General features: G+C 63.7%; 25 protein-coding genes. 12 read left to right on the forward strand and 13 right to left on the reverse strand.

Going from position 1 to position 24,717, the window contains the following annotated elements; genetic code table 11:
- Window positions 1–49: 49 nt before the first annotated feature.
- The 3 genes from ABMA59_RS01135 to ABMA59_RS01145 all read right to left on the reverse strand — a co-directional run bounded on the left by ABMA59_RS01135 (window position 50) and on the right by ABMA59_RS01145 (window position 4,800).
- Entirely contained in the window at window positions 50–1,450 is a 1,401-nt protein-coding gene (locus ABMA59_RS01135; RefSeq protein ID WP_349003451.1) for a coiled-coil domain-containing protein, read from the reverse strand.
- A 361-nt stretch (window positions 1,451–1,811) separates the two neighbouring features.
- Window positions 1,812–3,023 carry a mandelate racemase/muconate lactonizing enzyme family protein gene (locus tag ABMA59_RS01140; protein ID WP_349003452.1) on the reverse strand — a complete coding sequence of 404 codons (1,212 nt, stop codon included), beginning with the start codon at window positions 3,021–3,023 and terminating at the stop codon, window positions 1,812–1,814.
- Window positions 3,024–3,183: 160 nt separating this feature from the next.
- Complete coding sequence (locus ABMA59_RS01145; RefSeq protein WP_349003453.1) at window positions 3,184–4,800, reverse strand: GMC family oxidoreductase; 1,617 nt, start codon at window positions 4,798–4,800, stop codon at window positions 3,184–3,186.
- A 181-nt stretch (window positions 4,801–4,981) separates the two neighbouring features.
- Here ABMA59_RS01145 and ABMA59_RS01150 point away from each other — a divergent pair, with 181 nt between their 5' ends.
- Complete coding sequence (locus tag ABMA59_RS01150) at window positions 4,982–5,377, forward strand: acyl-CoA thioesterase (RefSeq protein ID WP_349003454.1); 396 nt, start codon at window positions 4,982–4,984, stop codon at window positions 5,375–5,377.
- A 168-nt stretch (window positions 5,378–5,545) separates the two neighbouring features.
- Here the strand turns inward: ABMA59_RS01150 and ABMA59_RS01155 are convergent, their stop codons facing one another.
- Window positions 5,546–5,968 carry a winged helix-turn-helix transcriptional regulator gene (locus ABMA59_RS01155; protein ID WP_349003455.1) on the reverse strand — a complete coding sequence of 141 codons (423 nt, stop codon included), beginning with the start codon at window positions 5,966–5,968 and terminating at the stop codon, window positions 5,546–5,548.
- A gap of 86 nt (window positions 5,969–6,054) precedes the next feature.
- Between ABMA59_RS01155 and ABMA59_RS01160 the strand changes: the two genes are divergently transcribed.
- Window positions 6,055–6,660 carry an NADPH-dependent FMN reductase gene (locus ABMA59_RS01160; RefSeq protein ID WP_349003456.1) on the forward strand — a complete coding sequence of 202 codons (606 nt, stop codon included), beginning with the start codon at window positions 6,055–6,057 and terminating at the stop codon, window positions 6,658–6,660.
- Between the two features lie 640 nt (window positions 6,661–7,300).
- Here ABMA59_RS01160 and ABMA59_RS01165 read toward each other — a convergent pair.
- From ABMA59_RS01165 to ABMA59_RS01190, 6 genes are all read right to left on the reverse strand, one after another.
- Complete coding sequence (locus ABMA59_RS01165; protein WP_349003457.1) at window positions 7,301–8,608, reverse strand: hemolysin family protein; 1,308 nt, start codon at window positions 8,606–8,608, stop codon at window positions 7,301–7,303.
- Window positions 8,609–8,647: 39 nt separating this feature from the next.
- Window positions 8,648–9,394 carry an LssY C-terminal domain-containing protein gene (locus ABMA59_RS01170; RefSeq protein ID WP_349003458.1) on the reverse strand — a complete coding sequence of 249 codons (747 nt, stop codon included), beginning with the start codon at window positions 9,392–9,394 and terminating at the stop codon, window positions 8,648–8,650.
- Between the two features lie 93 nt (window positions 9,395–9,487).
- A complete protein-coding gene (locus tag ABMA59_RS01175) occupies window positions 9,488–11,251 on the reverse strand; it encodes an adenylate/guanylate cyclase domain-containing protein (RefSeq protein ID WP_349003459.1) in 1,764 nt (587 codons plus the stop codon).
- Between the two features lie 108 nt (window positions 11,252–11,359).
- Complete coding sequence (locus ABMA59_RS01180; protein WP_349003460.1) at window positions 11,360–12,202, reverse strand: extensin-like domain-containing protein; 843 nt, start codon at window positions 12,200–12,202, stop codon at window positions 11,360–11,362.
- Between the two features lie 193 nt (window positions 12,203–12,395).
- Entirely contained in the window at window positions 12,396–12,938 is a 543-nt protein-coding gene (locus ABMA59_RS01185; protein WP_349003461.1) for an extensin-like domain-containing protein, read from the reverse strand.
- A gap of 425 nt (window positions 12,939–13,363) precedes the next feature.
- The gene (locus ABMA59_RS01190; RefSeq protein WP_349003462.1) at window positions 13,364–13,789 is read right to left on the reverse strand and encodes a DUF3775 domain-containing protein; all 426 of its coding nucleotides are present in this window, start codon (window positions 13,787–13,789) and stop codon (window positions 13,364–13,366) included.
- Window positions 13,790–13,934: 145 nt separating this feature from the next.
- On the opposite strand from ABMA59_RS01190, the gene ABMA59_RS01195 reads away from it, so the two are divergent.
- Window positions 13,935–14,285, forward strand: a complete 351-nt coding sequence (locus ABMA59_RS01195; RefSeq protein WP_349003463.1) for a DMT family protein — start codon at window positions 13,935–13,937, stop codon at window positions 14,283–14,285.
- A 91-nt stretch (window positions 14,286–14,376) separates the two neighbouring features.
- Window positions 14,377–14,943 carry a tetratricopeptide repeat protein gene (locus ABMA59_RS01200; protein WP_349003464.1) on the forward strand — a complete coding sequence of 189 codons (567 nt, stop codon included), beginning with the start codon at window positions 14,377–14,379 and terminating at the stop codon, window positions 14,941–14,943.
- Between the two features lie 90 nt (window positions 14,944–15,033).
- Here ABMA59_RS01200 and ABMA59_RS01205 read toward each other — a convergent pair whose 3' ends face one another.
- A complete protein-coding gene (locus tag ABMA59_RS01205) occupies window positions 15,034–16,149 on the reverse strand; it encodes a PQQ-dependent sugar dehydrogenase (RefSeq protein WP_349003465.1) in 1,116 nt (371 codons plus the stop codon).
- Between the two features lie 289 nt (window positions 16,150–16,438).
- On the opposite strand from ABMA59_RS01205, the gene greA reads away from it, so the two are divergent.
- The 6 genes from greA to ABMA59_RS01235 all read left to right on the forward strand — a co-directional run bounded on the left by greA (window position 16,439) and on the right by ABMA59_RS01235 (window position 21,161).
- Complete coding sequence (greA, locus tag ABMA59_RS01210) at window positions 16,439–16,912, forward strand: transcription elongation factor GreA (RefSeq protein WP_349003466.1); 474 nt, start codon at window positions 16,439–16,441, stop codon at window positions 16,910–16,912.
- 23 nt (window positions 16,913–16,935) lie between these two features.
- A complete protein-coding gene (locus ABMA59_RS01215; RefSeq protein ID WP_349003467.1) occupies window positions 16,936–18,027 on the forward strand; it encodes a glycosyltransferase family 4 protein in 1,092 nt (363 codons plus the stop codon).
- On the forward strand, window positions 18,024–18,755 hold the full coding sequence (locus ABMA59_RS01220) for a glycosyltransferase family 25 protein (RefSeq protein ID WP_349003468.1): 732 nt from the start codon (window positions 18,024–18,026) through the stop codon (window positions 18,753–18,755). Before ABMA59_RS01215 ends, ABMA59_RS01220 begins: the two co-directional genes overlap by 4 nt.
- Window positions 18,756–18,901: 146 nt before the next feature.
- Window positions 18,902–19,576, forward strand: a complete 675-nt coding sequence (locus ABMA59_RS01225) for a glycosyltransferase family 29 protein (RefSeq protein ID WP_349003469.1) — start codon at window positions 18,902–18,904, stop codon at window positions 19,574–19,576.
- A 4-nt stretch (window positions 19,577–19,580) separates the two neighbouring features.
- On the forward strand, window positions 19,581–20,282 hold the full coding sequence (locus ABMA59_RS01230) for a glycosyltransferase (protein ID WP_349003470.1): 702 nt from the start codon (window positions 19,581–19,583) through the stop codon (window positions 20,280–20,282).
- Between the two features lie 81 nt (window positions 20,283–20,363).
- The gene (locus ABMA59_RS01235) at window positions 20,364–21,161 is read left to right on the forward strand and encodes a glycosyltransferase family 25 protein (RefSeq protein WP_349003471.1); all 798 of its coding nucleotides are present in this window, start codon (window positions 20,364–20,366) and stop codon (window positions 21,159–21,161) included.
- Here the strand turns inward: ABMA59_RS01235 and ABMA59_RS01240 are convergent.
- On the reverse strand, window positions 21,154–21,930 hold the full coding sequence (locus tag ABMA59_RS01240; RefSeq protein WP_349003472.1) for a glycosyltransferase family 25 protein: 777 nt from the start codon (window positions 21,928–21,930) through the stop codon (window positions 21,154–21,156). The two genes, ABMA59_RS01235 and ABMA59_RS01240, sit on opposite strands and share 8 nt — an antisense overlap.
- Window positions 21,927–22,403: an Lrp/AsnC family transcriptional regulator gene (locus tag ABMA59_RS01245; RefSeq protein ID WP_349003473.1), complete on the reverse strand. Its 477-nt coding sequence runs from the start codon at window positions 22,401–22,403 to the stop codon at window positions 21,927–21,929. The genes ABMA59_RS01240 and ABMA59_RS01245 overlap by 4 nt, the downstream gene beginning before the upstream one ends.
- A gap of 241 nt (window positions 22,404–22,644) precedes the next feature.
- On the opposite strand from ABMA59_RS01245, the gene trxB reads away from it, so the two are divergent.
- Window positions 22,645–23,619 (forward strand): thioredoxin-disulfide reductase, encoded by a 975-nt coding sequence (gene trxB / locus ABMA59_RS01250; RefSeq protein ID WP_349003474.1) that lies wholly within the window; start codon window positions 22,645–22,647, stop codon window positions 23,617–23,619.
- Between the two features lie 172 nt (window positions 23,620–23,791).
- On the forward strand, window positions 23,792–24,688 hold the full coding sequence (locus ABMA59_RS01255; protein ID WP_349003475.1) for a LysR family transcriptional regulator: 897 nt from the start codon (window positions 23,792–23,794) through the stop codon (window positions 24,686–24,688).
- Window positions 24,689–24,717 lie beyond the last annotated feature (29 nt).

The raw sequence follows: 24,717 nt of genomic DNA on the forward strand, positions 1-24,717 counted from the left end.
GGCCGACCGGTCAGAAAATTCTATGCGGGCACAGCCCGCCCAGCGGCCGTCATGCCCGCCCGGCCTGTTTCATCTGGGCGAAGTCCGGAACTGCCTTGCCGCTTTCGACGGGGAAGCCGCCAGTCGCCTCGGCCTTGCCCTTCCGCGCCTTGGTCGCCGCGTACAGGCTCTCATATTGCTTCAGTTGCGCAACGGTGTCCTGCAGTTCGGCTATCTGGTTGCGCATATAGTCCGCCTCGCTGCTGGCCTGCTCCACATCGGTGGTTTCTTCAGCAACCTCCACCTCGGATTGGGTCCCGCGCTGGTCGTCGAACTCGCCGCTCAATCCCGCGAGCCGCTTCTCCAGCACGTGACGGTCGGCCTCCATGTCGTTCAGCTTGGCGCGCAGCGTCGTCATGGTCGAAACAGCGTCGCGGTATTCGTTGGCACCACTCTGCAGGCGGACGTTGAGAGTCTGGATTTCGCCGCGCAATGCCTGGTTCTCGCTCTGAAAACGCTTGTCGCGTTCGGCCAGCTCGGCGGCGAAGCGCGACGTGTTCTCGTTCGCCTCGATCAGCTTTGCTTCGAGCGCATCATTGAGTTTCTGCAGCCGCGTGCCATCCGCTTCCTCGGCGACAAGCCGGGACATGATCTCCGCGAGCCGCGCGGAATCGCTGGCGTGCATGCCCGACAGTTCCTCGACCCGGCGGCGGAATTCGGCCTGCCGCTTCTGCGCGAGGTCCAGTTCGACGGAAAGACCGACATTCTTCTCGCGCAGCATCTCGGACTCGCGCATGTAGCGCTCCGCCTCGTTGGTGCGCGCGGCGTGCGTGGTCTGGAGTTCGCCGTAAAGCGATTCACAGCGCACGATGGCGTTGCGCGCCTCGACCACGTCGAGCCGCAGGCCGCCGATGGTCTCCCGCATCGCCTCGGCCTCGCCGAGCAGTTTTGCTTCCCGGCGCTTCAGCACCTCGACCAACTGGTCGTAGCGGGCGCGCAGCCGCTCCAACTTGTCGACGCGCTCCAGCAGGCGACGATTCTCCGTGGCGTAGGCGGCATTGCCGTTCTCGAGATCGTTGCCGCGATGGATGTCGGCGTAGACATCGTTGACGAAGTCGCGGCTCATGTGCTGCGCCGCGAGGATGCTCGCCAAGGCTTCGGCGATGCGGTTGAGATCGTCCTGCGTGCGGGCCCGCGCCTCCTCGAAAGCGGAGTACCCGGCGAGCCGGCCCTGTGTGTGGGCGCTGATCCGGTCGCTGTGTTCGATCACAGGTTGTTCCACCGCAGGCAGATTCACCTGTTCTTCCGTAACCGGTTCAAGACTTTCGACAAGCTCTTGCCTGGGCGCATCATCCGCTTCGTCGATCGGCAGCAGGAATTCCTCGTTGAGCACGTTGGACATGCCGTCTTCGAGCGTCACGAACGCTCGCTTCAAAGGATCCCGCCGGGTCAGGATGTTTGCGAGATTCATGGCTACTACCCCCTGATACTTCGATACGCGAACGCACTGCGATCATTTACATATTGTTAAGAAAGCATAGCGCGTTTGAGGGTCATGGGAATAGCCCCTTTGGGAGGAGTTTTCGTATAGTAAACGGCCATTTGCGGGGCGTTTGAGGGCCAAGGCCGAGTGCTTGTCTCAACAGAATATCCAGCTGAATATTTTCGCGGAATTCGTGATAATTCTTGCCGTATACCTTCCCGTCAAGAAATGGCTGCCGGTGGGGCCGGAGTGAAAAACAGCCATCCTCTACCCCGTTGATGGGATTGGACAATCCCGCGGCATCGAGCGACGCGGGTTCGGACGCCGGGTCGATGGTCCGTCGGGAGGCTCAGGGAAAGAGGGCTTCCTGGGTCATTTCGAGGTGCAGCAGAGCGCCGTCATAAGGATGCGCGTCGCACACCGCCTCGTCCAGTTCGACACCGATGCCGGGCTCCTTCGACGGAATGACGCGGCCGTCCTGCCATTCGATCTTCTTCTTCAGCAGCGTCTCGTGGAAACCGTCCCACTGCTTCAGGGATTCGAGGATGAGGAAGTTGGGCAGGGTCACTGCCAACTGGATGTTGGCGGCGCCGACCACCGGCCCGCAATAGCAGTGCGGTGCGATCTGGATGTGATAGGCCTCAGCCATGGCGGCGATCTTCTTGGTCTCCAATATGCCGCCGGAACGGCCGAGGTCGGGCTGCAGGATCGTCGCGGCGCGCTGTTCGATGACGCGGGCGAATTCGAATTTCGTGGTCAGCCGCTCCCCCGTGGCAATCGGGATCTTTGTGCCGCACGCCACTTCGGCCATGACTTCCGGCATGTCGGGCGGCACCGGTTCCTCGAACCACAGCGGGTCGTAGGGCTCGATTGCCGCGGCCATGCGCAGTGCGCCGGACGCGGTGAACTGGCCGTGCGTGCCGAACAGAATGTCGGCCTTCGTACCCACCGCTTCCCGGATGGCCTTCATCATGCGGGCCGACAGGTCGATGTCGCAGAGGCGCGGCTGGTGACCGTCATAGACCGTATAGGGTCCGGCGGGATCGAGTTTCACCGCATTGAAACCCTGGCGCACATATTCCAGCGCGCAGGCCGCGGCGAGGTCGGGATCGTTGTAGACATTGACCGGCCCGGCCTCGACCGGCACGACGCTGCCCGAATTCGGATAAAGATAGGTATAGCTGCGCAGCGTCTCGTGCACCTGTCCGCCGAGCAGCTTGTAGACCGGCTTGCCCGCCTCCTTGCCGATGATGTCCCAGCAGGCGATCTCCAGCGCCGAGACGCAGCCCATCACCGAAATATCCGGCCGCTGCGAGAAGCCGGACGAATAGGCGCGGCGGAAAAAGGTCTCGATGTCGTGCGGGTCGCGTCCGACGAGGTAGCGGCCGGCCAGATCCTCGATCATGCGGGCGGTGACATGCGGGCCGAAGGTGGCGCTGTAGGCCTCGCCGTATCCAACGACATTGGAGTCGGTGGTCAACTTGACGAAGATGAAATAGCGGCCGCCAATGCCGGGCGGCGGATTACCGACGACCCAGGTTTTTACGTCGGTGATTTTCATATCCTGACCTCTGTTTGTGCCCCCTCCGGCCCTTCGGGCCACCTCCCCCGTAAACGGGGGAGGATCAACGTCGCTGCCGGCCGCAACCTTGGACCCTCGCCTGCGAAGCGGGGGAGGGGGACCACGCGAAGCGTGGTGGAGGGGGCGAGCCTGACAGCCCTCATCTCCAATCCTCCAGCACCAGTTCCGCGCCCTTCCAGCCGGTCATGATCGACGGGGCGTTGGTGTTGCCGGAAATGTTGTCGGGGAAGATCGAGGCGTCGATGACGCGCAGACCCTCCAGCCCATGCACCTTCAGCCGCGGATCGACCACCGCTTTCGCCGGATCGGGACCCATGCGGCAAGTGGAAACGGGATGGTAGACCGTGCCGGAGCGTTTTCGGAAATCCAGAATCATATCCTCGTCGGAAGTGATCGACGGACCGGGCAAGACTTCCTCGACGATCACTTCGGCCATGGCCGGCTGCGCCGCGATCTTGCGGACGAATTTCACCGCGGCCAGCATTTCGGCGACGTCCTCCTCGGTCGAATAGGCGTTGGCGACAATCTTTGGATAATCGCGCGGGTTTTTCGAGCGGATCATGATCTCGCCGCGGCTGGTCGGCCGGCAGTTGGAAAGGCCGATTGAAAAGCCCGGCCAGTCGTCCGGCGTCAGGATCGGCCGCTCGCCCACCTTCGGCTTCACCGTGGAAAAGGCCTGGAAATAGAGCTGCATGTTGGGGCGGGGCAACGTCGGGTCCGTGCGAAAGAAGCCGCCGGCGGCATTCATCGACAGCGACAGCGGCCCGGTGCGCAGCAGCAGGTATTGCATGCCGACCAGGAGCTTGCCCCACCACGGCCGCAATATCTGGTTGAGCGTCGCCTCACGGCCTCGGTAAGTGTAGTTGATGCCGACATGGTCTTCGAGATTGCGGCCGACATTCTCGTTGGCGTGCACAATTGCGATGCCGAGGCTTTTCAGATGGTCGGCCGGGCCGACACCCGACAATTGCAGAAGCTGCGGCGAGTTGATCGAACCGGCCGACAGGATCACTTCGCGGCCGGCGCGGACCGTGTGCTTTGCGCCGTTCCGTTCATACTCGATGCCGACGGCCCGTTTGCCCTCGAAAATGATCCTGGTCGCCAGAGCATTGGTCTCGACGCGGACATTCCTGCGCTTCATCGCCGGCCGCAAAAAAGCGCGCGCCGCCGACATCCGACGTCCGTCTTGCGTTGTGATCTGGTAGATGCCGGCGCCTTCCTGGATATCGCCGTTGAAATCGGGATTTCGCGGAAGCCCGGCCTGTTCGGCGGCCTTGAGATAGCGCTGGGTGAGCGGGTGGACCAGCTTCGCGCAGTCGGTGACGTGGACTGGCCCGCCCTTGCCGCGCAGGCGGCTGGCGCCCGCCTCGTTGTCCTCGATCGCCTTGAAGGCCGGCAGCAGGTCGTCGAAACCCCAGCCCGGATTGCCCTGGTCACGCCAGGAATCGTAGTCGGCCTGATCGCCGCGAATCCAGACCATGGCGTTGATCGAGCTCGACCCCCCCAAAACCTTGCCGCGCGGCCAATGGTCGGCGTTGCCGGCCAGCCCCGGATCGGGTTCGGTCTTGTAGTTCCAGTTGACCGCGGGATCGTAGAAGGTCTTGCCGTAGCCCAGCGGCATCTGCACGAAAAAGCGCCGGTCGGTGCCGCCGGCCTCCAGCACCAGCACGGAAAAGCGGCCGCTCGCTGACAGCCGCTCGGCCAGCACGCATCCGGCGGAGCCGGAGCCGACGATGACGAAGTCGTAGGTCTGCATGAAGGCGCGAAAATCCCGGTGGGCGGCTACATCGGCAGCTTAACGGGACGCCAGGCGGCCGGCAGGCGGGGCTTCCGGCATCGGTTGTGAGAAAAGCGACCGGGGTGGCAGCGCAGGACCGCGTTGACCGTTTTCCTCGCCACGGTTAGGGCAGGCGGAGGGTGAGAGGAGAGTAAACGCGATGGTTCACTACGCGAACGGGCAGGAACCCACCGGGGAACTTACGTTGCGCACGCTGGCCATGCCATCCGACGCCAATGCGGCGATGGACATTTTTGGCGGCTGGGTAATGGCGCAGATGGACCTTGCCTGCGGCATCCGCGCCGCCGAGCGCGCCAAGGGCCGCGTGGTGACCGCCGCGGTCAAGGAGATGTCCTTCGCCAAGCCAATGAAGATCGGCGACACGCTGTGCATCTATACGCATATCACGCGGGTCGGCCGCACCTCGATGATCCTGAAGGTCGAGGCCTGGGCGCAACGCTATCTCACCGATCTGATGGAGAAGGTCACCGACGCGGATTTCATCATGGTGGCGCTGGACGGCGAGGGCAAACCGAAGCCGGTGCCGGCGGAGTAGGGCAGTAGGGCAGTAGGGATATTCGTTCCCGGCATCTTCCCTGAAGCCGGCGCAAAAATAGAACGCGGCAGCCGCAGCCATATTGACCGCCTCGCGTATTCGCGTTTCCTTCCTACTGCCCTACTGCCCTACTGCCCTACTGCCCTACTGCCCTACTGCCCTACTGCCCTACTGCCCTACTGCCCTACTGCCCTCCGATTCCTCATCCATTTCCCACGAACTGTTGCCCGCGATCCTGTCGAATCGCTCTCGGGCACGGGCTACCCGCTCGCCGTTCCTGCGCGCCCATTCGGCCAGCGCCGTAACCGGCTCCAGCAACTCGCGGCCGAGATCGGTCAGCTCGTATTCGACGCGCGGCGGGATGGTCGGGAACTGTTCGCGCACGACGAAGCCGTCGCGCTCCAATCCGCGCAGGGTCGCAGTCAGCATCTTCTGCGATATGCCGCCGACTGCCTCGCGCAATTCGCTGAAGCGCATGCGTCCGGGACCGAGCTTGGTCACCACCAGCACGGTCCACTTGTCGCCGACGCGATTCAGGACGCCGCTGACGGCGCGGCAATCCTCGCTGAGGTGCAAGTGCCTTGGTTTCAAAAAAGTGCCTCCTTGCGGCAGTCCTTGTCAGTATCCTAAATAGTGTCGGTATCCTCCAGATACCAGCTTTCAAGAGGTCACTTCCAATGTCTAAACCTAAAATCGCCCTTGTGATAGGCTCCACGCGCGCCAACCGCTTCGCCGACAAGCCCGCCGAATGGTTCGCCAAGCTCGCCAAGGAAAATTCCGACATCGAAATCGAGGTCGTCGACCTGCGCGACTTCCCGCTGCCCTTCTTCGATGAGGTCTCTTCGTCGCTCTACGTGCCTTCCAAGAGCGAGGTCGCGCAGCGCTGGCAGAAGAAGGTCGCGAGTTTCGACGGCTTCATCTTCACCGCCGCCGAATACAGCCGCGGCCCAACCGGCGTGCTGAAGAACGCGCTCGATTACGCCTACAGCGAATGGAACAAGAAGCCGGTCGGTTTCGTCGGTTACGGCGGCGTCGGCGGTGCGCGCGCGATCGAGCAGCTTCGCCTGCACGCGGTGGAACTGCAGATGGCACCGGTGCGAAATGCCGTCCACATCGTCTGGGCGGACATGGCGCAGGTCATGAACGGCAGCAAGAAGCTGGAAGAGTTCGAGCACCTGAACCAGGCGGCCAAGGGTCTGCTGAACGACATGTCGTGGTGGTCGAAGGCCCTGAAGACGGCCCGCGATGCCGATGCCCGGGCCGAGGAAGCCAGGGCGGCCTGATCCGCCTGTACTTTTCCGGATACGCAGGGCGGCCTTCGGGTCGCCCTTGTTTTTGGGCGTCACCACAGGCCATCAAACGAAAAACCCGTCGACCCTCGCGGGACGACGGGCTGTTGCCTGGGTGCCGAAGCACCACGGTACTCAATACATGACCGCAGGCTGCCGACAATGGTGCCCTATGGTGAAAATTGGCTTAATTGGCGGCTGTTTGTGCCAAAGTCGCAGTTACCCAAGGGAAGATCCCAGGGGGCAACCGGCCATCGGGGCGGGACAGCACGCAACAAAAAAGCGGGCCGAAAAGCCCGCTTCCCTCGTTTCCGAGACTTGAGACGCCGCCGGTACATTCATGGTCGGCGAATCGTCGATCGGATCAATTCAGCCGCCCTGCCGAGGAACCTTGACCTCGTATCCCGAAGAACATTCGACCCGGATGAGGCAGCCGATGACCTTAGTTAGGGATGGACTGCGTTCAAATCAAGGCGGCAAATCAAGACACGTGATCCGTCCCATCTTTCGTGCGTCGAATGGAGAGAGCGCCATGTTCGCGCGGTGGATGAAGCCGCTGACATTCCGATTCAACATGCCGCCGGCTTGAATCATCGGCCAAGCGCAAGCCGTTGGTTTCAGACTCTCTTGGGACTTAGCCCGCTTGGCGATGCACGCCGGGGAGCTTGGAGGCGATGACCTTGTCGATGCGGCGGCCGTCGAGGTCGACGACCTCGAAGCGCCAGCCATTCGCATTAACGCACTCGCCGGTGGCGGGCAGGTGATGCAGTTGCGACAGGATGTAGCCGGCGACGGTCTCGTAGTCGCGGTTCTCGGGGATGTCTATGCCTAGGTGATCGCGCATCTCGTCGGCGGGCATATAGCCGGCGAGCAGCCAGGAGCCGTCCTCGCGCTGCACCGCCGACGGTTCCTCCTCGGCTTGCAGGTCGGAACGGAACACACCGGTGATCGCCTCAAGAATGTCGGCGGGGGTGACGATGCCCTCGAAGTGGCCGTACTCGTCGTGGACGAGCGCCACCGGCACCTCCGATTCCTTCAGCGTCGCCAGCACGTCTAGAGCATCCGCCTGGTCGTGGACGATCGGCGCGGTGCGGATGTGACGTTGCATGTCGAGCCTGTTGCCGGCCAGCAATGAGGCAAGGACCTCGCGTGTCTGGACGACGCCGACCATGGTGTCGACCGAGCCTTCGGCCACCGGCAGGCGCGAATGTTCGGTCTCGGTGATCGCCTTGCGGATGGCCGCCTCGTCCCAGGCGAGGTTGATCCAGTCGACGTCGGTGCGCGGCGTCATCACGGCGCGCACGGCGCGGTCGCCAAGCCGCATCACGCCGGCGATCATGCGCCGCTCGTCCGATTCGATGGTGCCGTGATGCTCGGCCTCGGCGACCAGCATCTTGATCTCCTCGTCCGTGACCTTCTCCTCCGATTCGCCCTTCTGGCCGAGCAGCCACAGGACGGCGCGACCGGAAATATCCAGCAGGAACACCAGCGGCGCTGCAATGATCGCCAGCAGCGACATGGCCGGAGCGACACGCGCCGCGATGCTTTCCGGATTGCGCAACGCGATCTGTTTCGGCACCAGTTCGCCGATGATCAGCGATGCGTAGGTGATGACGGCGACGACAATGCCGACACCCAGCCACGCGGCCATACGGTCCGGGACCCCGGCGGCTTCGAGGGCGTCCGACAGGCGTTCACCCAGCGTCGCTCCCGAAAACGCGCCGGAGAGAACGCCGACCAGCGTGATGCCGATCTGCACCGACGATAGGAACTTGCCGGGGTTGGCGCCGAGCTTCAGCGCGCGGGCGGCGCCTGTGACATTGCGGTCGACCATTGCTTTCAGCCGAGCCGGGCGCGAGGAGACGACGGCAAGCTCGGACATTGCCAGCAGGCCGTTCACACAGATGAGGACGACCACGATACCGATTTCAACGTATAGCATGGACGCTGCTTAGCATCCGTCAGGCGTTCTCGAAAAGGCTCAGTTGGGGGATGCGCTGTTTTGGACAGGCTTGGGCGGGCTTTCGGATTCCGGAACCAGCACGCCGATCTTGATCATGCCGTCCGTGAAATAAGGGTCGCCCCCGCCATTGTGGCCGTCGGTGGTCTTGCCGATGCCGACTGCCTCGTCGACGGAGGAAATCACATGCGCTTCCAGCAAGCTGTCGATCACATTGTTGCGCTCGGCGTCGATGTCAGGTGCGATGTGATGCGTGATCTGGCCGGTGTCGTGGCTGAAACCGACGCCGCGGTCGAAGCTCGCGGAACCCAGCCAGAGCGGCCGGCCGTCATCGTCGAGCACCGAGGTCTTCCAGAAGCGGACGTGATGGCGTCTATCGGCGCTTTCGCCGGCCAGCTTTTCGAAAGCTAAATCCTGCCGCCTGCCCTCGTAGAGCAGGGTGCTGACCGGCGCGTCGTCATCAGGCCGGTCGAGCGCGACGCTAAGCCCGATGTCGATCGAACTGCGCAAGGTAATGGGATCGGCGGCACTCCATCCTGCCTTGTGGAAGCCGCGCAGCATTTCTTCCTTCGTGCCGATGAGGCCGACATTGATGGGGTCGCCCGGAATGCCTTGCGGCGTCGTCGTCAGGAAATTGCTGATCCGGTCGGCGAGGTGTCGGTCATGCACCGTCCAGAATTCGGGCAGCGCGAAATAGGCAACCGCGCCATAGGCTATGCCAATCACGAGCAGCGCTGAAAGCGCCGCTGAAATCTTCTTCCGCCGCATTGTTCCCGTCCCCTCATGCGCGAAGCAGAATAGCGAGGAGATGCGATGTTCGGAAGCCGGCTCACAACCGTTCGGCCGGAAAGGGGGTTTTCCTCAAGTCTCTACTCCCGCCCGTTTCAGCCCCTCCACCCAGCGGTCGATCTGACGCGGATCGCGGTAGGGCAGGGCGCTCCTGAGGTGTTCGACGGAAAAACCGGGATTGACCTCCAGCAGCTCGCTCCAGTAGCGCCGCGCCTCGTCGTACCGTCCCGTCAAGCCATGGAGGCAGGCGAGATAGAAGCGCGTCATGTCGGAGCGCGGCGCCAGCAGCAGGCGGCGCTTGAAGGCTATCTCGGCTTCGCCGTAGCGTCCGAGCGCCAGCAGTGCACGGCCCAGGAAATTCAGCGCCATGTCGAATTGCGGATCGAGCCGGTGGGCGCGTGTATAGAGCGCCACGGCGTCCTCGAAGCGGCCCTGGAAATCGCGAATATTGCCGAGGCCGGTATAGGCGTCGGCGAGATTGGGGCTGAGCGCGATGGCGCGTTCGGCCGCGGGTTCGGCCTCGTCGAGCCGCTTCATCCAGGACAATGCCAGCGCCAGCGCGATATGGCCCTGCGGCTCGCTCTCGTCGGTTTCGATTGCCTTGCGCGCCAGTTCCAGCGCGCGGTCCAGGTTAGCCGGTGTGGCCCCGTTCCACTGGTTGGCGTAGTCGGCGAAGGCGATCATCGACAGCCGAGCATAAGCGAGCGCCAGGCCGGGATTGATCTCCAGCGCATGCTCGAGCATGGCGCGCGCCTCAACGGCCGTCTTGGGCGAGAGTTGCATCACCACCTGCCGGGAGCGCACGAGCAGGTCATAGGCTTCCGGCTCGATCTTGGCACGGCTTTCGCGCCGCGCCTCCTCGCCATCGGTCAGCTTCACCTTCAAGGCGGTGACGATGGTGCGCGTCACCTCGTCCTGCACCTCGAAGATGTCCTCGACCTGGCGGTCGAAGCGGTCGGCCCACACATGGCCGCCTGTGGTGCCGTCGATCATCTGGGCGTTGATGCGGATGCGGTTGGCGGCGCGCCGCACGCTGCCTTCCAGCACATAGCGGACGCCGAGTTCGCGGCTGACCCGGCGTACATCCGGGCTCTGGCCCTTGTAGGCGAAGGACGAATTGCGGGCGATGACGAACAGGCCCGAGACCTTCGACAGATCGGTGATGATGTCCTCGGTGATGCCGTCGGCGAAATAGCCCTGCTCCGGGTCGCCGGACATGTTGTCGAAGGGCAGCACGGCGATCGACGGCCGGTCGGGCATTGCCGGAGGCGGCTCCGGCGAAGGTGAGGGAGCGGCCACCACGGCTCCGTCCGGCGACCAGCTCCAGATATGCACCGGCCGCTCGATGTTCTTGACCTCGTGATGGCCGCTGTCGGCGAAATCGACACCGACCCGACCATGCACATATTGGTGGACATTGTCCGAGATGGCGACGCCGCCGGGCGTGGCCAAGGTCTCGATCCGGGCCGCGAGGTTGACGCCGTCGCCGAACAGGTCGCTGCCCTCGACCAGCACGTCGCCGAGATTGACGCCGACGCGCAGCACGATCGCGCGGCCCTCCGGCGCACCCTCATTCGCGGAGGCCATGGCGCGCTGCAAGGCGGCGGCGCATTCGACCGCGTTGACGGCGCTGCCGAACTCGATGAAGACACCGTCGCCGGTGCGCTTGAAGATGCGGCCCAGATGTTTTTCGACAAGGGGATCCAGCACCTCACGCCAGCGTGCAGTGAGCTGCGTGTGCGTGGCGGTCTCGTCGCGCTCCATCAGCCGGCTGTAGCCGACGACATCGGCGGCCAGGATTGCGGCGAGCCGGCGTTGGATTTGTTTGTCTGCCATTCGCGCGAGCGCCTTGCGGGACTGCTTTGTAAATCGTCCGGCGCTCGCCTCCAAGCCCATTCCATGCCGGCTGCTGCCAACCGGCATCGTCACGCGGATCGGACTGGCCTATCTGCAGGCGACGTAGCCGTTCCGGCGCTGCATGATGTCGAAGTGAAAATGGTCGGCGTGGTCGGCATTGTAGCCGGGGCCGAGCACGGTGGTGAAATAATCGCAGCCGTCCTGCCGCACCGTGTTCAAAAAACCGCGCTGACGGAAGGCGAACCAGCCGGGCTTGCGCACGTCGATATCCCGGCCGTTGTTCAGCTCGATGCGCATCACGTCCAGCGCGTTGCCGCGCGAATGCTGCGAGGGCGTGCCGCGCGAGCCGCGAATGTTGCGGCAGGAATAGCTCGATCCCTGGTGGATCGCCTTGACGCCGGACAGGTAGCGCCAGCGCGCGGCCGGAACGAGTTCCTTCCTGGTCCAGCGGGAGAAGGTTGCGGCCATCGCGCAGCTCAGCGTGGCGGCTGGCTTCATCTCGACGCTGCCGATCGCCGAGACCTGCACCGGCCAGTCTATGCCGCAGCCGCCCTCATGAATGGGGTCGAGGTCCCGGAATTCCACGCCGAGCCGCTTGAGATCACGGCGGCAGGCGACCTCGTCGGACGGCATGACTTCGACCGGTTCGGCGGGCATTTCGAAATGCGGATAGGCGGTGAGTGACGGATCGGCTGGAGCCGGGCTCGGATCGGCCGGAGTTTGCGCCGTTTCATCTGTTGGAACGGAAACTATCGGATCGGCCGGCACCGGGGTTATCGGGATTGCCGCCGGCACCCCGGCGGTGCGGGTTCCGACATCGACATCGGGCCGAAGCGACATCACGCTTTCGGTGGAGCAGGCGGTGGCGAGCGCCGCAAGGAGGCCCGCCACGCAGGCACGCCGAAGCGTGGGCGAGGCAAGAATGCGCATCGATGAAGTCCCTGGTCCCTCGAGGCCGAACTCTAAGGGCCAAGCGTAAAGGAAAGGTCAGCGATGGCGTTCAGGCCTGCGGCGCGATTGTGGCCGAGGGGCGGGAACAGCCTCATGAACTGATTCACGATGCCGCCGCATCCGTCTGTCTCGAAACGGATTTATGGATACCTCACGATTTCCAGCCGGACACCTATTCGCATACTGTCCCGCCGTGCTTGCGGGGCGCCAGGTCGAGATGGAAATGCCTCTCATGGTCGGCATCGCTGCCCGGCCCGAGCACCGTTTTGAACGGGCCGCAGGCTGCATTGCGCAGCGTCTGGAGAAAGCGTGCCTCGCGCTCTTCGGGATTTGGAACGACCTCCACGGCCTTGCCGTCCGACAGGTTGAAGCGGGCGATATCGAGCGCGTTGCCGAATGCGTGTTCGGACAGCTTCGTCGTGCCGTTGCGCGGCCGGCAGACATAGGCCGAGGCCTGCGAGATCGATTTGAGGTCTGCGCCGAATTCGCGCTTCGCGGCGGGCGCGACAATCTCAGCCACGAAGCGGGCTGCCGCCTCCGTCATGGCGCAGTTCATCACCGCCTCGGGCTCCAGCGCAACGTCCTTGCCGAGACTTTTGACCGCGATCGGATAGGGTACGGAGCATCCTGCCTCGTCCTTCTCGGCGGAGCGGGCTTCGAAGTCGACACCCAGGGTCCGCAGGCGCTGGCGGCATGTGGTTTCGGCGGGCGGCATGAGTGGCGACGGCGTTTCGGCCGAGCGGGGATCGGGTGGAACTTCTCGATTCGGCGCAGGCGGGGATACCTCAGGCACCGGAGCCGTGGCCGGCGTCGCCGGTTCCGGCGGCGTTTTGCTGTGCTCGTCAACAGAGGTTTCCGGCGCTGCTGTCTTTCCGGTCGCGCCGCCCGAGGCCTGTTCATCCGGGCGCGGCTCCGGCACTGGGGTATCGCCAAGATGTTTGGGAGGGATGTTGCCCGCGGGAGGAGGATGGACTTCGGGCGCCGGCACCTTCTCCGGAAGCCTTGGCGTTTGCGCCGACGCGCCGGCCAGAAGCGCGACGGTCAAGCCGGAGGCGGCCAGGGATAGGAGGCAGGCGCAAAAATCCATCGCCGCTCAACGGCGATGCGCCGGTTTGGTTGCCGCGACGAGGGGCTCGATGCTCAGGCGCCGATGGCCTCCAGCCCTTCCTCCAGCCAGTCGCCAAGCATCGGCATGCCCATCAGATATTTCGCCGTGCGCCTGTTGCCGCGCTCCCGCGCCGCGGTCACCGCTTCGGACCATTCGGCGGCCTCGTAGTCGCCACGCCCGATCCAGGCCAGCGCCACCAGCTCGGCGGCCTCGTCCACATTGAGATCGTTGATCAGTTCGCGCAGTTCCTCCTCGATCAGGTTTTCGGTCTCTTCCTCCGCCAGCCCGTCATGATGATGGTTGTCCCGGACATCGCCGTCGAACTCGACCTCATGGTCCTGGCCGTCGGCATAGTCTTCGTTCACGCCGGCGCTGATCGCCTTGGCCTTCTCGATGAAAATGCGAACGGTGTCCGGACCGATGGTCAGGTCCCAGTCCTTTTCGAGTTTTCGCTGCACCGGTGATCTCCGTGGTAACGCGTGGACGATGATACAGAAATTGTGCGCAAGGTCACGTCCGGTGAGACGTTGGCGCCGCGGGCGGCATTGACAGGGGCGGGCGTTGTCCCGAAATGGCGCGTCTCCCGCAACCACGGTATCCCTGATGAGCATGCTTCTGTCGCCGAAGGTCCTGCCGATCCTGATGCTTCTTGCCTCGAACGTGTTCATGACGTTCGCCTGGTATGGGCACCTGAAATACAAGACCTCACCGCTCTACGCGGCCGTGCTGTTCTCGTGGGGGATCGCCTTCTTCGAATACTGGCTGGCCGTGCCGGCCAACCGCTGGGGCAGCGCCGCCTATTCCGCGGCCGAGCTGAAGACGATCCAGGAGGTCATCACGCTCGTTGTCTTCATGGTGTTTTCGGTGTTGTATCTCGGCCAAAGCATCACTTGGAACCATGTGATCGGCTTTGCGATGATCTGCGGCGGCGCGGCCTTCATCTTCCGCGCGTGACCGCAGGTTCGACCGAAACGCCGGGAAGAACCCGGACCCCGGCAGCGTTGACGCGCGTATAGGTTCAACAATCGTTTCGAGGAGAAGGCAGATGCAATTCCGTTATGCGCTGATCGTCGCTTCCGCGCTTTTTCTGGCCCCGCTTGCCGTCGGTCCGTCGCTGGGGGCGGGCGGTGGCGGTGGAGACAGCAGTGGTGGCAGCGGCGGAGGCAGCGGCGGTGGGGGAAACACGCCGCAATGCGCCAAGGGCAAGATCTACGACAAGAAGACGAAAAAATGCGTCACCCAGAAGAGCGGCGCCGTCGACGACGACACCATCTACTGGACTGGACGGCAACTTGCGCAGAAGGGCAGCTATGACGAGGCCATCAAGGTTCTCAGCCTCGCCCAGAACAAGAACGACCCGCGCATCCTGAACTATCTCGGTTATTCGCACCGCAAGGCTGGCCGGGTGCTGGTCGGCCTCGGCTATTACGAGGAAGCGCTGCGGGCCGATCCGAACTACTACGTCGTCTACGAGTATTTGGGCGAGGCTCATCTGCAGCTCGGCGATGTCGCAGCGGCCAAGAAGCAGCTTGCCGAGATCGAGAAGCGCTGCGGCGCCACCTGCGTGGAGTACAACGAACTCGCCGTGCAGATCGACGCCTACAAGGGATAGGTTAGGCTCCGGGGACAGTTTACTTGTTTCGGCAGAGCGCTGCCGTTTCAAGGCTGGCTCGGGCCGAAAAAAGTAAACTGTCCCCTGCGCCTAGTCTGCCCGCGACAGGCGGACTATCGCCCCTTGACGCTGATCGGTCAGCAGCCAGATTGAACCGTCCGGCGCGACATTGACGTCGCGGATGCGGCCGAATTCGTCCTCGACCAGCCGCGTCTCCTCGCCGATCCCGCCGGAAGCGTCGCGGTCGAGATGAGCGAGATAGGCGAATTTCAGCGAGCCGATCAGAAGGTCGCCCTTCCATTCCGAGAACATGCCGCCATCATAGACCGCCATGCCGGACGGTGCGATCGAGGGGTCCCAGTAATGCAGGGGCTGCTCGTAGCCCGGCGCCTCGGTGCCGACGCCGATCTTGTCGCCGGAATAGTCCATGCCATACGAAATCACCGGCCAGCCGTAGTTCTTGCCGGCTTCAGGCCGGTTGATCTCGTCGCCGCCCTTGGCGCCGTGCTCGACCGTCAGCAGCGTGCCGGTCGCGGGATCGATCGCCGCGCCCTGGATGTTGCGATGGCCCTTCGACCAGAGTTCGGGCAGCCAGCCTTCGGGTTTGGGATTGTCGGCGGGAACGGTGCCGTCCGTGTTGATGCGGATCACCGCGCCGGCATGGTCCCGCATGTTCTGCGCGCGCTTGCCGTCGCCGCGGTCGCCGGTGGTGATGAACAGCGTGCCATCGGGCGAAAACACCAGGCGCGAGCCGAAATGGCGGGTGGTGCCGGTCTTGCGGTTCATCGAGAAGATGGTTGTCACATCCTCCAACCGTGCGTCGCCGCCGTCGCGAACGAGTTTTGCGCGAGCCACCGCGGTGCCCGCGCCTCCGGAGCCAGGCTCGGAGAAGCTGAAGAAAACCAGGCTGTCTTCGGTGAAGCGAGGCGAAATGGCGATGTCGAGCAAACCGCCCTGGCCGCGCGCGGCGACTTTCGGGACACCGTTGATTGGGTCCGAAAGCCTGCCGTCGACGAGCAGCCTCATCTGTCCCGGCCGCTCGGTGACGACGGCGCCACCATCCGGCAGGAAATCGAGGCCCCAGGGATTCCGCAGGCCGTCGGCTATCACGTCGGCATCGACATCCTGCGCACGTGCCGGAATTGCACCGGCAACAGCCATGATGAGGGAAAAGGCAGCGATGAATAGCTTTTTAGAGGTCTGCATACATCCGACTTAGGCGCACACCGCCGCCGCTCAAGGCTGCCCTCGGGGAATACTTCGTCGGTGCGGTCACGACTCGGTGAATGCGGCCGTCCGACAAATCCCGGCCCTGTGAGGTCAGGCATTTTTTGTCGTGAAAATCCCCCGAACATTGTTATATATTGGCCCGAATGAGCTGAGAACGGTTCGATGCCAAGGCTTGCGGACCGTTTTCTTTTTTTGCCTGTACCCTTGTCCGCCGCGTCTGGCGGAGGGGCAGGTACTAGACCGGGGACGGAAAGGCCGTGTTGAAATGATCAAGGTTCCGATGACTGCGGGTGGGTTCACGTCGCTCAAGGAAGAGCTGCGTTGGCGTCAGCAGGAGGAACGGCAGCGCATCATCGAGGCGATCTCGGAGGCGCGCGCCCATGGCGACCTGTCGGAGAATGCCGAATATCATTCGGCGAAGGAGGCGCAGAGCCTCAACGAGGGCCGCATCAACGAGCTCGAGGATCTGGTGGCCCGCGCCGAAGTGATCGACATCTCGAAGCTGTCGGGCTCCAAGATCAAGTTCGGCGCAACTGTGCAACTGGTCGACGAGGACACCGAGGAGACCAAGACCTACCAGATCGTGGGCGACCAGGAAGCCGACGTTAAGTCCGGCCGCATCTCCATTTCGTCGCCGATCGCCCGCGCCCTCATCGGCAAGGAAGTCGGCGATTCGGTCGAGGTCAACGCGCCGGGTGGCCCGCGCGGCTACGAGATCGTCAAACTCTCCTTCGTCTGACCGCCGGCTCGCGGCCTTTCTGAATGACCGGTCCCATGCAGCCGTTCCCGGACGGAACGGCGGCGCCTGACCTGTCACGGGTCGAGGTGATCGCGCCGAACTTCAAGCAGCGGCTTTCGGGCGTGACCAGCACCATCGTGCAATTGGTGCCGCTGCAGGCCAGGACCGTCGGCATCGCTACGCTTGGCCCCGGCTTGCCGGACAGCCTGCCGAAACTGCGCTGGTGGCAGCTTGCGGACCTGTGGCGGCGGCCGGCTTCGGGCCGAAAGCGCATCTGGCATGCGCGCCGCAACGTCGAGATGATCGGCGGCATTGTGTTGAAGAGCGTGCTGCGCATGCCGTTGCATCTGGTCTTCACATCGGCCGCGCAGCGGGACCATCGCCCGTTCACCAAATGGCTGATCCGGCGCATGGAGGCGGTGATCGCCACCAGCGCGCGCTCCGGTTCTTTCCTCGAAGTTCCGCATACCGTGATCATGCACGGCGTCGATCTCGACGCCTTCCATCCCGCACGGACCGCGGACGACGGTTTTGCCGCCTCCGGCCTGCCCGGCAAATATGCCGTCGGTTGCTTCGGACGGGTGCGGGCGCAGAAGGGCACCGATCTCTTTATCGACGCCATGATCGCGCTTCTGCCCGATCGTCCGGACTGGACCGCGGTGATCACCGGCCGCGTCACCGCCGAGCACCGGGGTTTTGCCGAGGAATTGAAGCGCCGCATCGCCACCGCCGGGCTGCAAAAACGCATCCTCTTCCTCGGCGAGGTTCCCGAGATAAAAGCTTGGTACCGCCGCGTTTCGCTCTATGTGGCGCCATCGCGCAACGAGGGTTTTGGGTTGACGCCGCTGGAGGCGATGGCGTCCGCCACGCCGGTGGTGGCGAGCGACGCCGGGGCGTATGCCGAGATGATCGTGGAGGGCGAGACCGGATCGGTCGTGCCGGCCGGCGACGGTTCGGCACTGACCGCGGCGATCCGTTCCTATCTCGACGATCCGGAAATGGCCAAGGCCCATGGCGAGAATGGGCTGGCGCATGCGAGGACACGGTTTCCCCTGTCCCGCGAAGCGCACGAGATCGCGCAGGTCTACAACCAGGTCTGGTCACGGGGCGGATGAAAGCCGAAGCGTTCATCATCCATCTCGGGCGCGCCGAGGCGCGGAAGGTCCAGGTCGACAGGCTGACGGCCACACTGCCGCTGCCGGTCAATGTCGTCGATGCCGTCGACGGGCTGGCGCTGGGGGACGATGAAATTGAAGCGGCCTATCGCCGCCATCTCCATGGCCCGCGCTATCCGTTCGCGCTCCGCAAGGCCGAGATCGGCTGTTTCCTGTCGCATCGCAAGGCCTGGCAGGCGATCGTCGACGGAGGGCTCGACGCCGGGCTGATCGTCGAGGACGATGTCGAACCCATCGAAGGATCGTTCGGGCCGGCGCTGGCGCTGGCTCTGAGCACGATCCGGGCCGGCGACTACATCCGGTTTCCCTATCGCAGTCATACCGACAGCGGCACCGAGGTCGCCAAAGCCGGCGAGGTGGCGCTGGTCGAGCCGGCGCATGTCGGGCTAGGGATGCAGATGCAGCTTGTCGGGCGGCAGGCGGCGGCCGAACTTCTGAAACTGACCGCGACATTCGACCGGCCGGTCGATACGACCATCCAGATGCGCTGGCTGGTGAACATCCGCATCCTGGCCGCGCGGCCGCCGGCGGTCCGGCAGATCGGGCACCTGCTTGGCGGCACCATCGTACAGAAGAAGGCAAAGCCGCTCAGCGAGGTGCTGTCACGTGAGATCAAGCGGGCGTGGTACCGGTTGGCGTTGCGCTTGGCCGTATTCCGAAAGCGCTGACAGCCGGCGCCAAATGCCGGGACCGTTTTTCCGGCGTTTCGATCCGTCGCCGTTGTTGAGCCGACAGAGATTCGGTTTGCGGTCGAACGGCACAATGTTTTAGACAGCGCAACCGCCCGGCAAGCGGCAAGCGCCTGGAGAGCCCGATGGCTAGGAAGAAACTGTTCATCGTTGGCAACGGCGTTTTGCTTGAGGACATGTCGGAACGGGTCGATGCCTGCGACGCCGTCATGCGTTTCAACGAGCCGAAAGCCTCGATCGGAATGAGCGGGACGAAGACCACATGGCTTTTCGTCTGCAATACGGGCAAGCCGATGAAGCGCCGGCTGGATAATCCCGATTACCCCACGTCGCCGATCGTGCAGGCGGCAGGCCTGGTCATTCTCGCTTTCCACCCGATCTCAATCGAGAAATACGCCCCGAAGGTCAGCCTCTGGGCGCAAATGAAGGGCAGGAGGACCGAGTGGACCTGGGCGTCGATCAACCTGTTCGGCGGCGCCGGCAAGATGGTGGCGATATTGCCGGTCACCGACTATGAGGCGGGGTGCCGGGAACTGGGGCTCGAGCCGTCGACGCTGGTCGAACGGCGCACTTATCCAAGTACCGGATATTTCGGCATCCGCTACGCGCTGGAGCAATGCCCGGCGGATCAGTGGGACGTCGAGATAGCCGGTTTTAGCTGGCAGGGCTGGCAAAAGCATGCCTGGGCCGACGAACGGTCATGGCTCGAGCGCAAGGTCGCGGAACGCAATATCCATGTCTGGCCGGCCGGCGACGACCAGAAGCCCAAATACAAGCGCAAACAGGCCGCGAAGGATTAGCACCTTGGAAAACAGATTCGACATCTACATCGGTTGGGATTCCCGCGAGCCGATCGCCTATGACGTCGCGGAAAAGACGCTGCTTGAACGGGCGAGCATCCCCGTCGCGGTTCACGCCATCAAGCTCCAGGACCTGGTGGCGAAGGGCGCCTATACGCGCGAGGTTGACCCTCTGGCCTCCACCGAATTTACCTATTCGCGCTTCTTCACCCCGTGGCTTGCAGGCTACAAGGGTTGGGCGCTGTTCTGCGACTGCGATTTCCTGTTCCTCGACGACATCGCCAAGCTCTCCGAATATCTGGACCCGTCTAAGGCTGTCTTGTGCGTGAAGCACGACTACACGCCTAAGGCGACGGTCAAGATGGACGGCAAGGTGCAGACCAACTATCCGCGCAAGAACTGGTCGTCCTTCATGCTGTTCAACTGCGAGCATCCGTCCGTGAAGACGCTGACGCCGGAGGTGATCAACAGTCAGACGGGCGCCTACCTGCATCGCATGCAGTGGGCCGCGGACGACGAAATCGGAGCCCTGCCGGAACGATGGAACTGGCTGGAGGGCTGGAACGAGAAGCCGGCCACCGGTACGCCGGCCGCCGTTCATTTCACCAATGGCGGCCCTTGGTTCAAGGACTGGCAGAACGTCGACTATGGCGATCTCTGGCGAGCCGAAGCGTCCAAGGTCGATCCCAACTGGAAGCCGATCTGAGGGGTCGCACGCCACGAAACGCGGCCGTGCAAACGGCGGCGGCGTGGCCGACGGCAGCCTCTGTTTCGCAAAGACCGCTGGATGAAGCTGTTTGTCATCAATCTCGATCGGCAGCCGGAGCGCCTCAAACGCATGGAATCGCTGTTCGACGGCCTCGGGCTGCGGTTCAGCCGCGTCGATGCCGTGGACGGACAGAAACTGTCGGTTGAGGAGATTCGGCGCCTGCAAAGCACGGACGCCAGTTCGCGGGAACTGCGCGCCGGCGAGACGGCGTGTTTCCTCAGTCATCGGGAATGCTGGCGGCGCATTGTCGATGAGGATCTTCCTTACGCCGCGATATTCGAGGATGACCTTCACGTCGGAGGCGACGCGGCGCGCCTTCTGCGCGACGGCGCCTGGGTTCCCGAAGAGGCCGATGTCGTCAAGATCGAGACCAAGCTTCAATACGCGCGTGTCGACAAGGCAGCCGCAGGGGCGGTCGACGGGCGGGCGCTGCATCGGCTCAGAAGCAAGCACGCCGGCGCGGGCGGCTATGTCGTGACGCGCAAGGGCGCGGAAAAACTGCTTGAGATGAGCGGGACGTTCCCCAGTCCGGCCGACCAGTTCGTCTTCAACCTGGACCAGCCCTCGGCCGCGTCGCTCGCCATCTACCAGTTGCTGCCGGCGGTCTGCGTCCAGGATTTCGTCGTCAAGGAGCCGTCGATGATCATCGGGCTTGGAAGCGATTTGCACGACGAGCGGACGGGGGAAAAACTCAAGGGGCTGGGCAAGCTATGGCGCGAGATCAAGCGCCCGTTCCTTCAGATCGGCGGCCACGTCGCCCGCTTCCTTTCCAACATATCGTCGGACAAGAAGTGGGTGTTCGTCCGCTTCACCTGAAATCGATCTTGCGCCGTTCCAGGCGGCCCGCGACGATGGACAGCTTTTCGATCAGCCGGGATAGCTTGCGCGTCGCGTATTTCCGGAATGTATACCGGGCTTTCCTGGGCTTCTTGTTGGGATCGTTGCTGCTTTTCATATAGGCGGCATTTTCGTCCAGGCCGAGATGGGAGCCCTGGATGCAGGGCGCCGGGTCGAGTTGGTAAAGCGTCAGCCGGGGAAAATGCAGCGATTGGGCGTTGAAGAGGAACTCGTCGACCGGGTCCGCGAAATCCTCTGACAGCGCCAGCAGGCGTTCCGCCGCTTTGCGCGAGATGATGTAGGCGCTTGAGCCGAGATGCCGGCCATGGAGCCGGACGATCCTGCGTTCCGCGAAAATGCGAGCCGGTTTCGCGCCGATTGTGGTCCGGCCGAAGGTTTCGAGCTTCACGACATCGCAGTCCCGCGGAATCCATTCGGCGGTCGCCAGAAATTCCGATAACGCCGCCGAGCAGACGACATCATCCTCGAAGACGGCGGCATGGCTGTCACCCGAATCGGCGATCAGCTTCCAGGCTTTCCGGTGGCTTTCGAAACAACCGATGGCGCCGGCGGAGATGACGAATCCGAGGAGTCCGGGCCGCAAGCGCGCGGCACGCGAAGCAATCTCCTGGTCAAGCTTGTCGGCGGCCGAAATCCGGGTCCAGTCGATCCCGAACTGCTTTCCCTGCCGCTCCATATGCGCCATGCGCTCCCGGTCGCGGTCGAGATTGATGACGTAAGCCCTCATGACGCAATGGCCACCAGCCCCTCATCCTTCACCTGGCGGATGGTGAGCGCGGTGCGCACCGTGTCGACATTGGGCGAGGAGGTCAGTTCCTCGATTACGAAGGTCTGGAAGGCGGCGAGGTCGCTCGCCACGCAATGCAGCATGAAGTCGGACTCGCCCGACACCATCCAGGCGTCGCGCACGATCGGCCAGGCGCGTGTCTTTTCCGCGAAAGCCTTGAGGTCGCTGTCCGACTGATGTTTCAGGCCGACAAGGCAAAAGGCGACGACGTCCATGCCCAGCGCCGGGCCGTTGAGCAGCGCCCGGTAGCCGCGGATCACGCCGGCATCTTCCAGCCGCTTGACGCGGCGCAGGCAGGGCGGCGCCGAAATGCCCACCCGCCGCGACAATTCGACATTGGTCATGCGGCCGTCGTTCTGCAGTTCCCGGAGGATTTTCCAGTCGATCGCGTCGAGTTCCGCCCTGATTGGCATGAAATGTCCCGAATGAGGCAGTGATCTGCGTGCATAGACCAAAGTGGCCCGCCGCGTCAGGCCCTTCCGGCCTATTTCGGCGGGAATCGCAGTTTGTCCGTGTTTCGCAAGCTTTCCGGGGACGAGCAGGACCGCCGCCTTGCTGCACCGCCCGGCAACACCTAGATTACGTGCGTCTTTTCACCGCGCTTCATACGAATGCCATAGGGGCGGTACAGGGGTTCTCGAAAGAAGGCAGTTCATGACCGCGAAACACGCGCCCGTTCTCATTATCGGCTCCGGCCCGGCCGGCTACACCGCCGCAATCTATGCGGCGCGCGCCATGCTGAGGCCGGTGCTTATCGCCGGCCTGCAGCAGGGCGGGCAACTCACCATCACCACCGACGTGGAAAACTATCCCGGCTTCGCCGAGCCGATCCAGGGTCCCTGGCTGATGGGCGAGATGCTGAAGCAGGCGGAGCATGTCGGCACCGATATCGTCAACGACATCGTCACCCATGTCGATCTCGACGTGCGCCCGTTCCGGGTCAAGACCGACGCGGGCCTCACCTTCACGTGCGACGCGCTGATCATTGCCACTGGCGCGCAGGCGAAATGGCTGGGGATCCCGACCGAGGACACCTACAAGGGGTTCGGCGTCTCCGCATGCGCCACCTGCGACGGCTTTTTCTACCGGGGCAAGGACGTGGCTGTGATCGGCGGCGGCAACTCGGCGGTCGAGGAAGCGCTCTATCTTTCGCATCTGGCAAAGTCGGTGACGGTCATTCATCGCCGCAACGATTTCCGCGCCGAGCGCATCCTGCGCGAACGGCTGGCGAAGAAGGAAAATGTCCGCGTCATCTGGGATACGGTGGTCGATGAGATCACCGGCCGGCCCGGCAAGGCGCCGCTGCCGCCCACCGCCGACGGTCTCAAGCTGCGCAACGTCGTCAGCGGCCAGGTGTCGCACCTGCCGATCGACGGCATTTTCGTAGCGATCGGCCATGCGCCGGCGACGGAACTGTTCGTCGGCAAGCTCAAGCAGAAGCCGAACGGCTATCTGTGGACGGCGCCGGGTACCACCAACACCGATGTGCCGGGCGTGTTCGCGGCGGGCGACGTCGCCGACGACGTCTATCGCCAGGCTGTGACGGCGGCCGGGCTCGGCTGCATGGCGGCGCTGGACGCCGAAAAATACATCGCCAGCCTCGAGGAACATCGCGAGGCGGCTGAATAGGCGCCGGCCGCCGCGGCCGGAAGGCCACGGCCGGACGATGGCTTGAAGAACCGTTCGCGGTGCGCGGGCATAGAGCGCCGGAAGCGCCGAAGGCCTGTTGCCGGGCCGCGCCGGCGTGGATACTGATTGATTTCAGACCGGCAGTCCAATGCCGGCGGAGCAGGGGAATACGATGTCATTGGATTGGGACAAGCTGCGCGTGTTCCATGCGGCCGCGGAGGCTGGGTCATTCACCCACGCGGCCGAGACGCTGCGGCTATCGCAATCGGCCATCTCGCGGCAGGTCAGCGCCCTGGAACACGATGTCGGCGTGCCGCTGTTCCACCGCCATGCGCGCGGGCTTGTGCTGACCGAGCAGGGCGAGTTGCTCTACCGCACCGCGCACGATGTGTTGATGAAGCTGGAAAGCGTGCGGACGCGCCTGACCGAGGCCAAGGACCGGCCGTCGGGTGTGTTGCGTGTGACGACGACCGTCGGCCTCGGCGCGGGCTGGCTGACCGAGCGCGTCCCGGAATTCCTCGATCTCTATCCGGACATCCAGTTGCAGCTCATCCTCGCCAATGAGGAACTCGATCTCACCATGCGGCAGGCCGACTGCGCCATCCGGCTCCGCCAGCCGCAGCAGCCCGACCTGATCCAGCGGCGGCTGTTCACCGTGCATTTCCACCTGTTCGCCTCGCCCGCCTACGTCAACAAGCATGGCAAGCCGAACTCCATCGCCGATCTCAAGAACCACCGCATCGTCACCTTCGGCTTGCCGGTGCCGACCCATCTCAGCGAACTCAACTGGCTGGAGACGGTCGGCGACTTCGAGGGCGGCCAGCGCATCGCCACCCTGCAGATTAACGACATCATCTCGATCAAGCGCGCCGTGCAGCGCGGCGCGGGCATCGCCATGCTGCCCGACTATCTCATCGACAAGGAGTCCGGCCTTGTGCAGTTGCTGCCAGAGACCGAGGTGCCGTCCTTCGACACCTATTTCTGCTATCCCGATGCGATGAAGAACCAGGCCAAGCTGCACGTGTTTCGCGATTTCGTCATATCGAAAGCCCGCAACTGGTCGTTCTGAGGGCTGTCTTGGAGACAGCCTCCCGGTGT

Origin of the sequence: Mesorhizobium yinganensis, assembly GCF_040081985.1 — a bacterium.
Taxonomy (GTDB): Bacteria; Pseudomonadota; Alphaproteobacteria; order Rhizobiales; family Rhizobiaceae; genus Kumtagia; species Kumtagia yinganensis.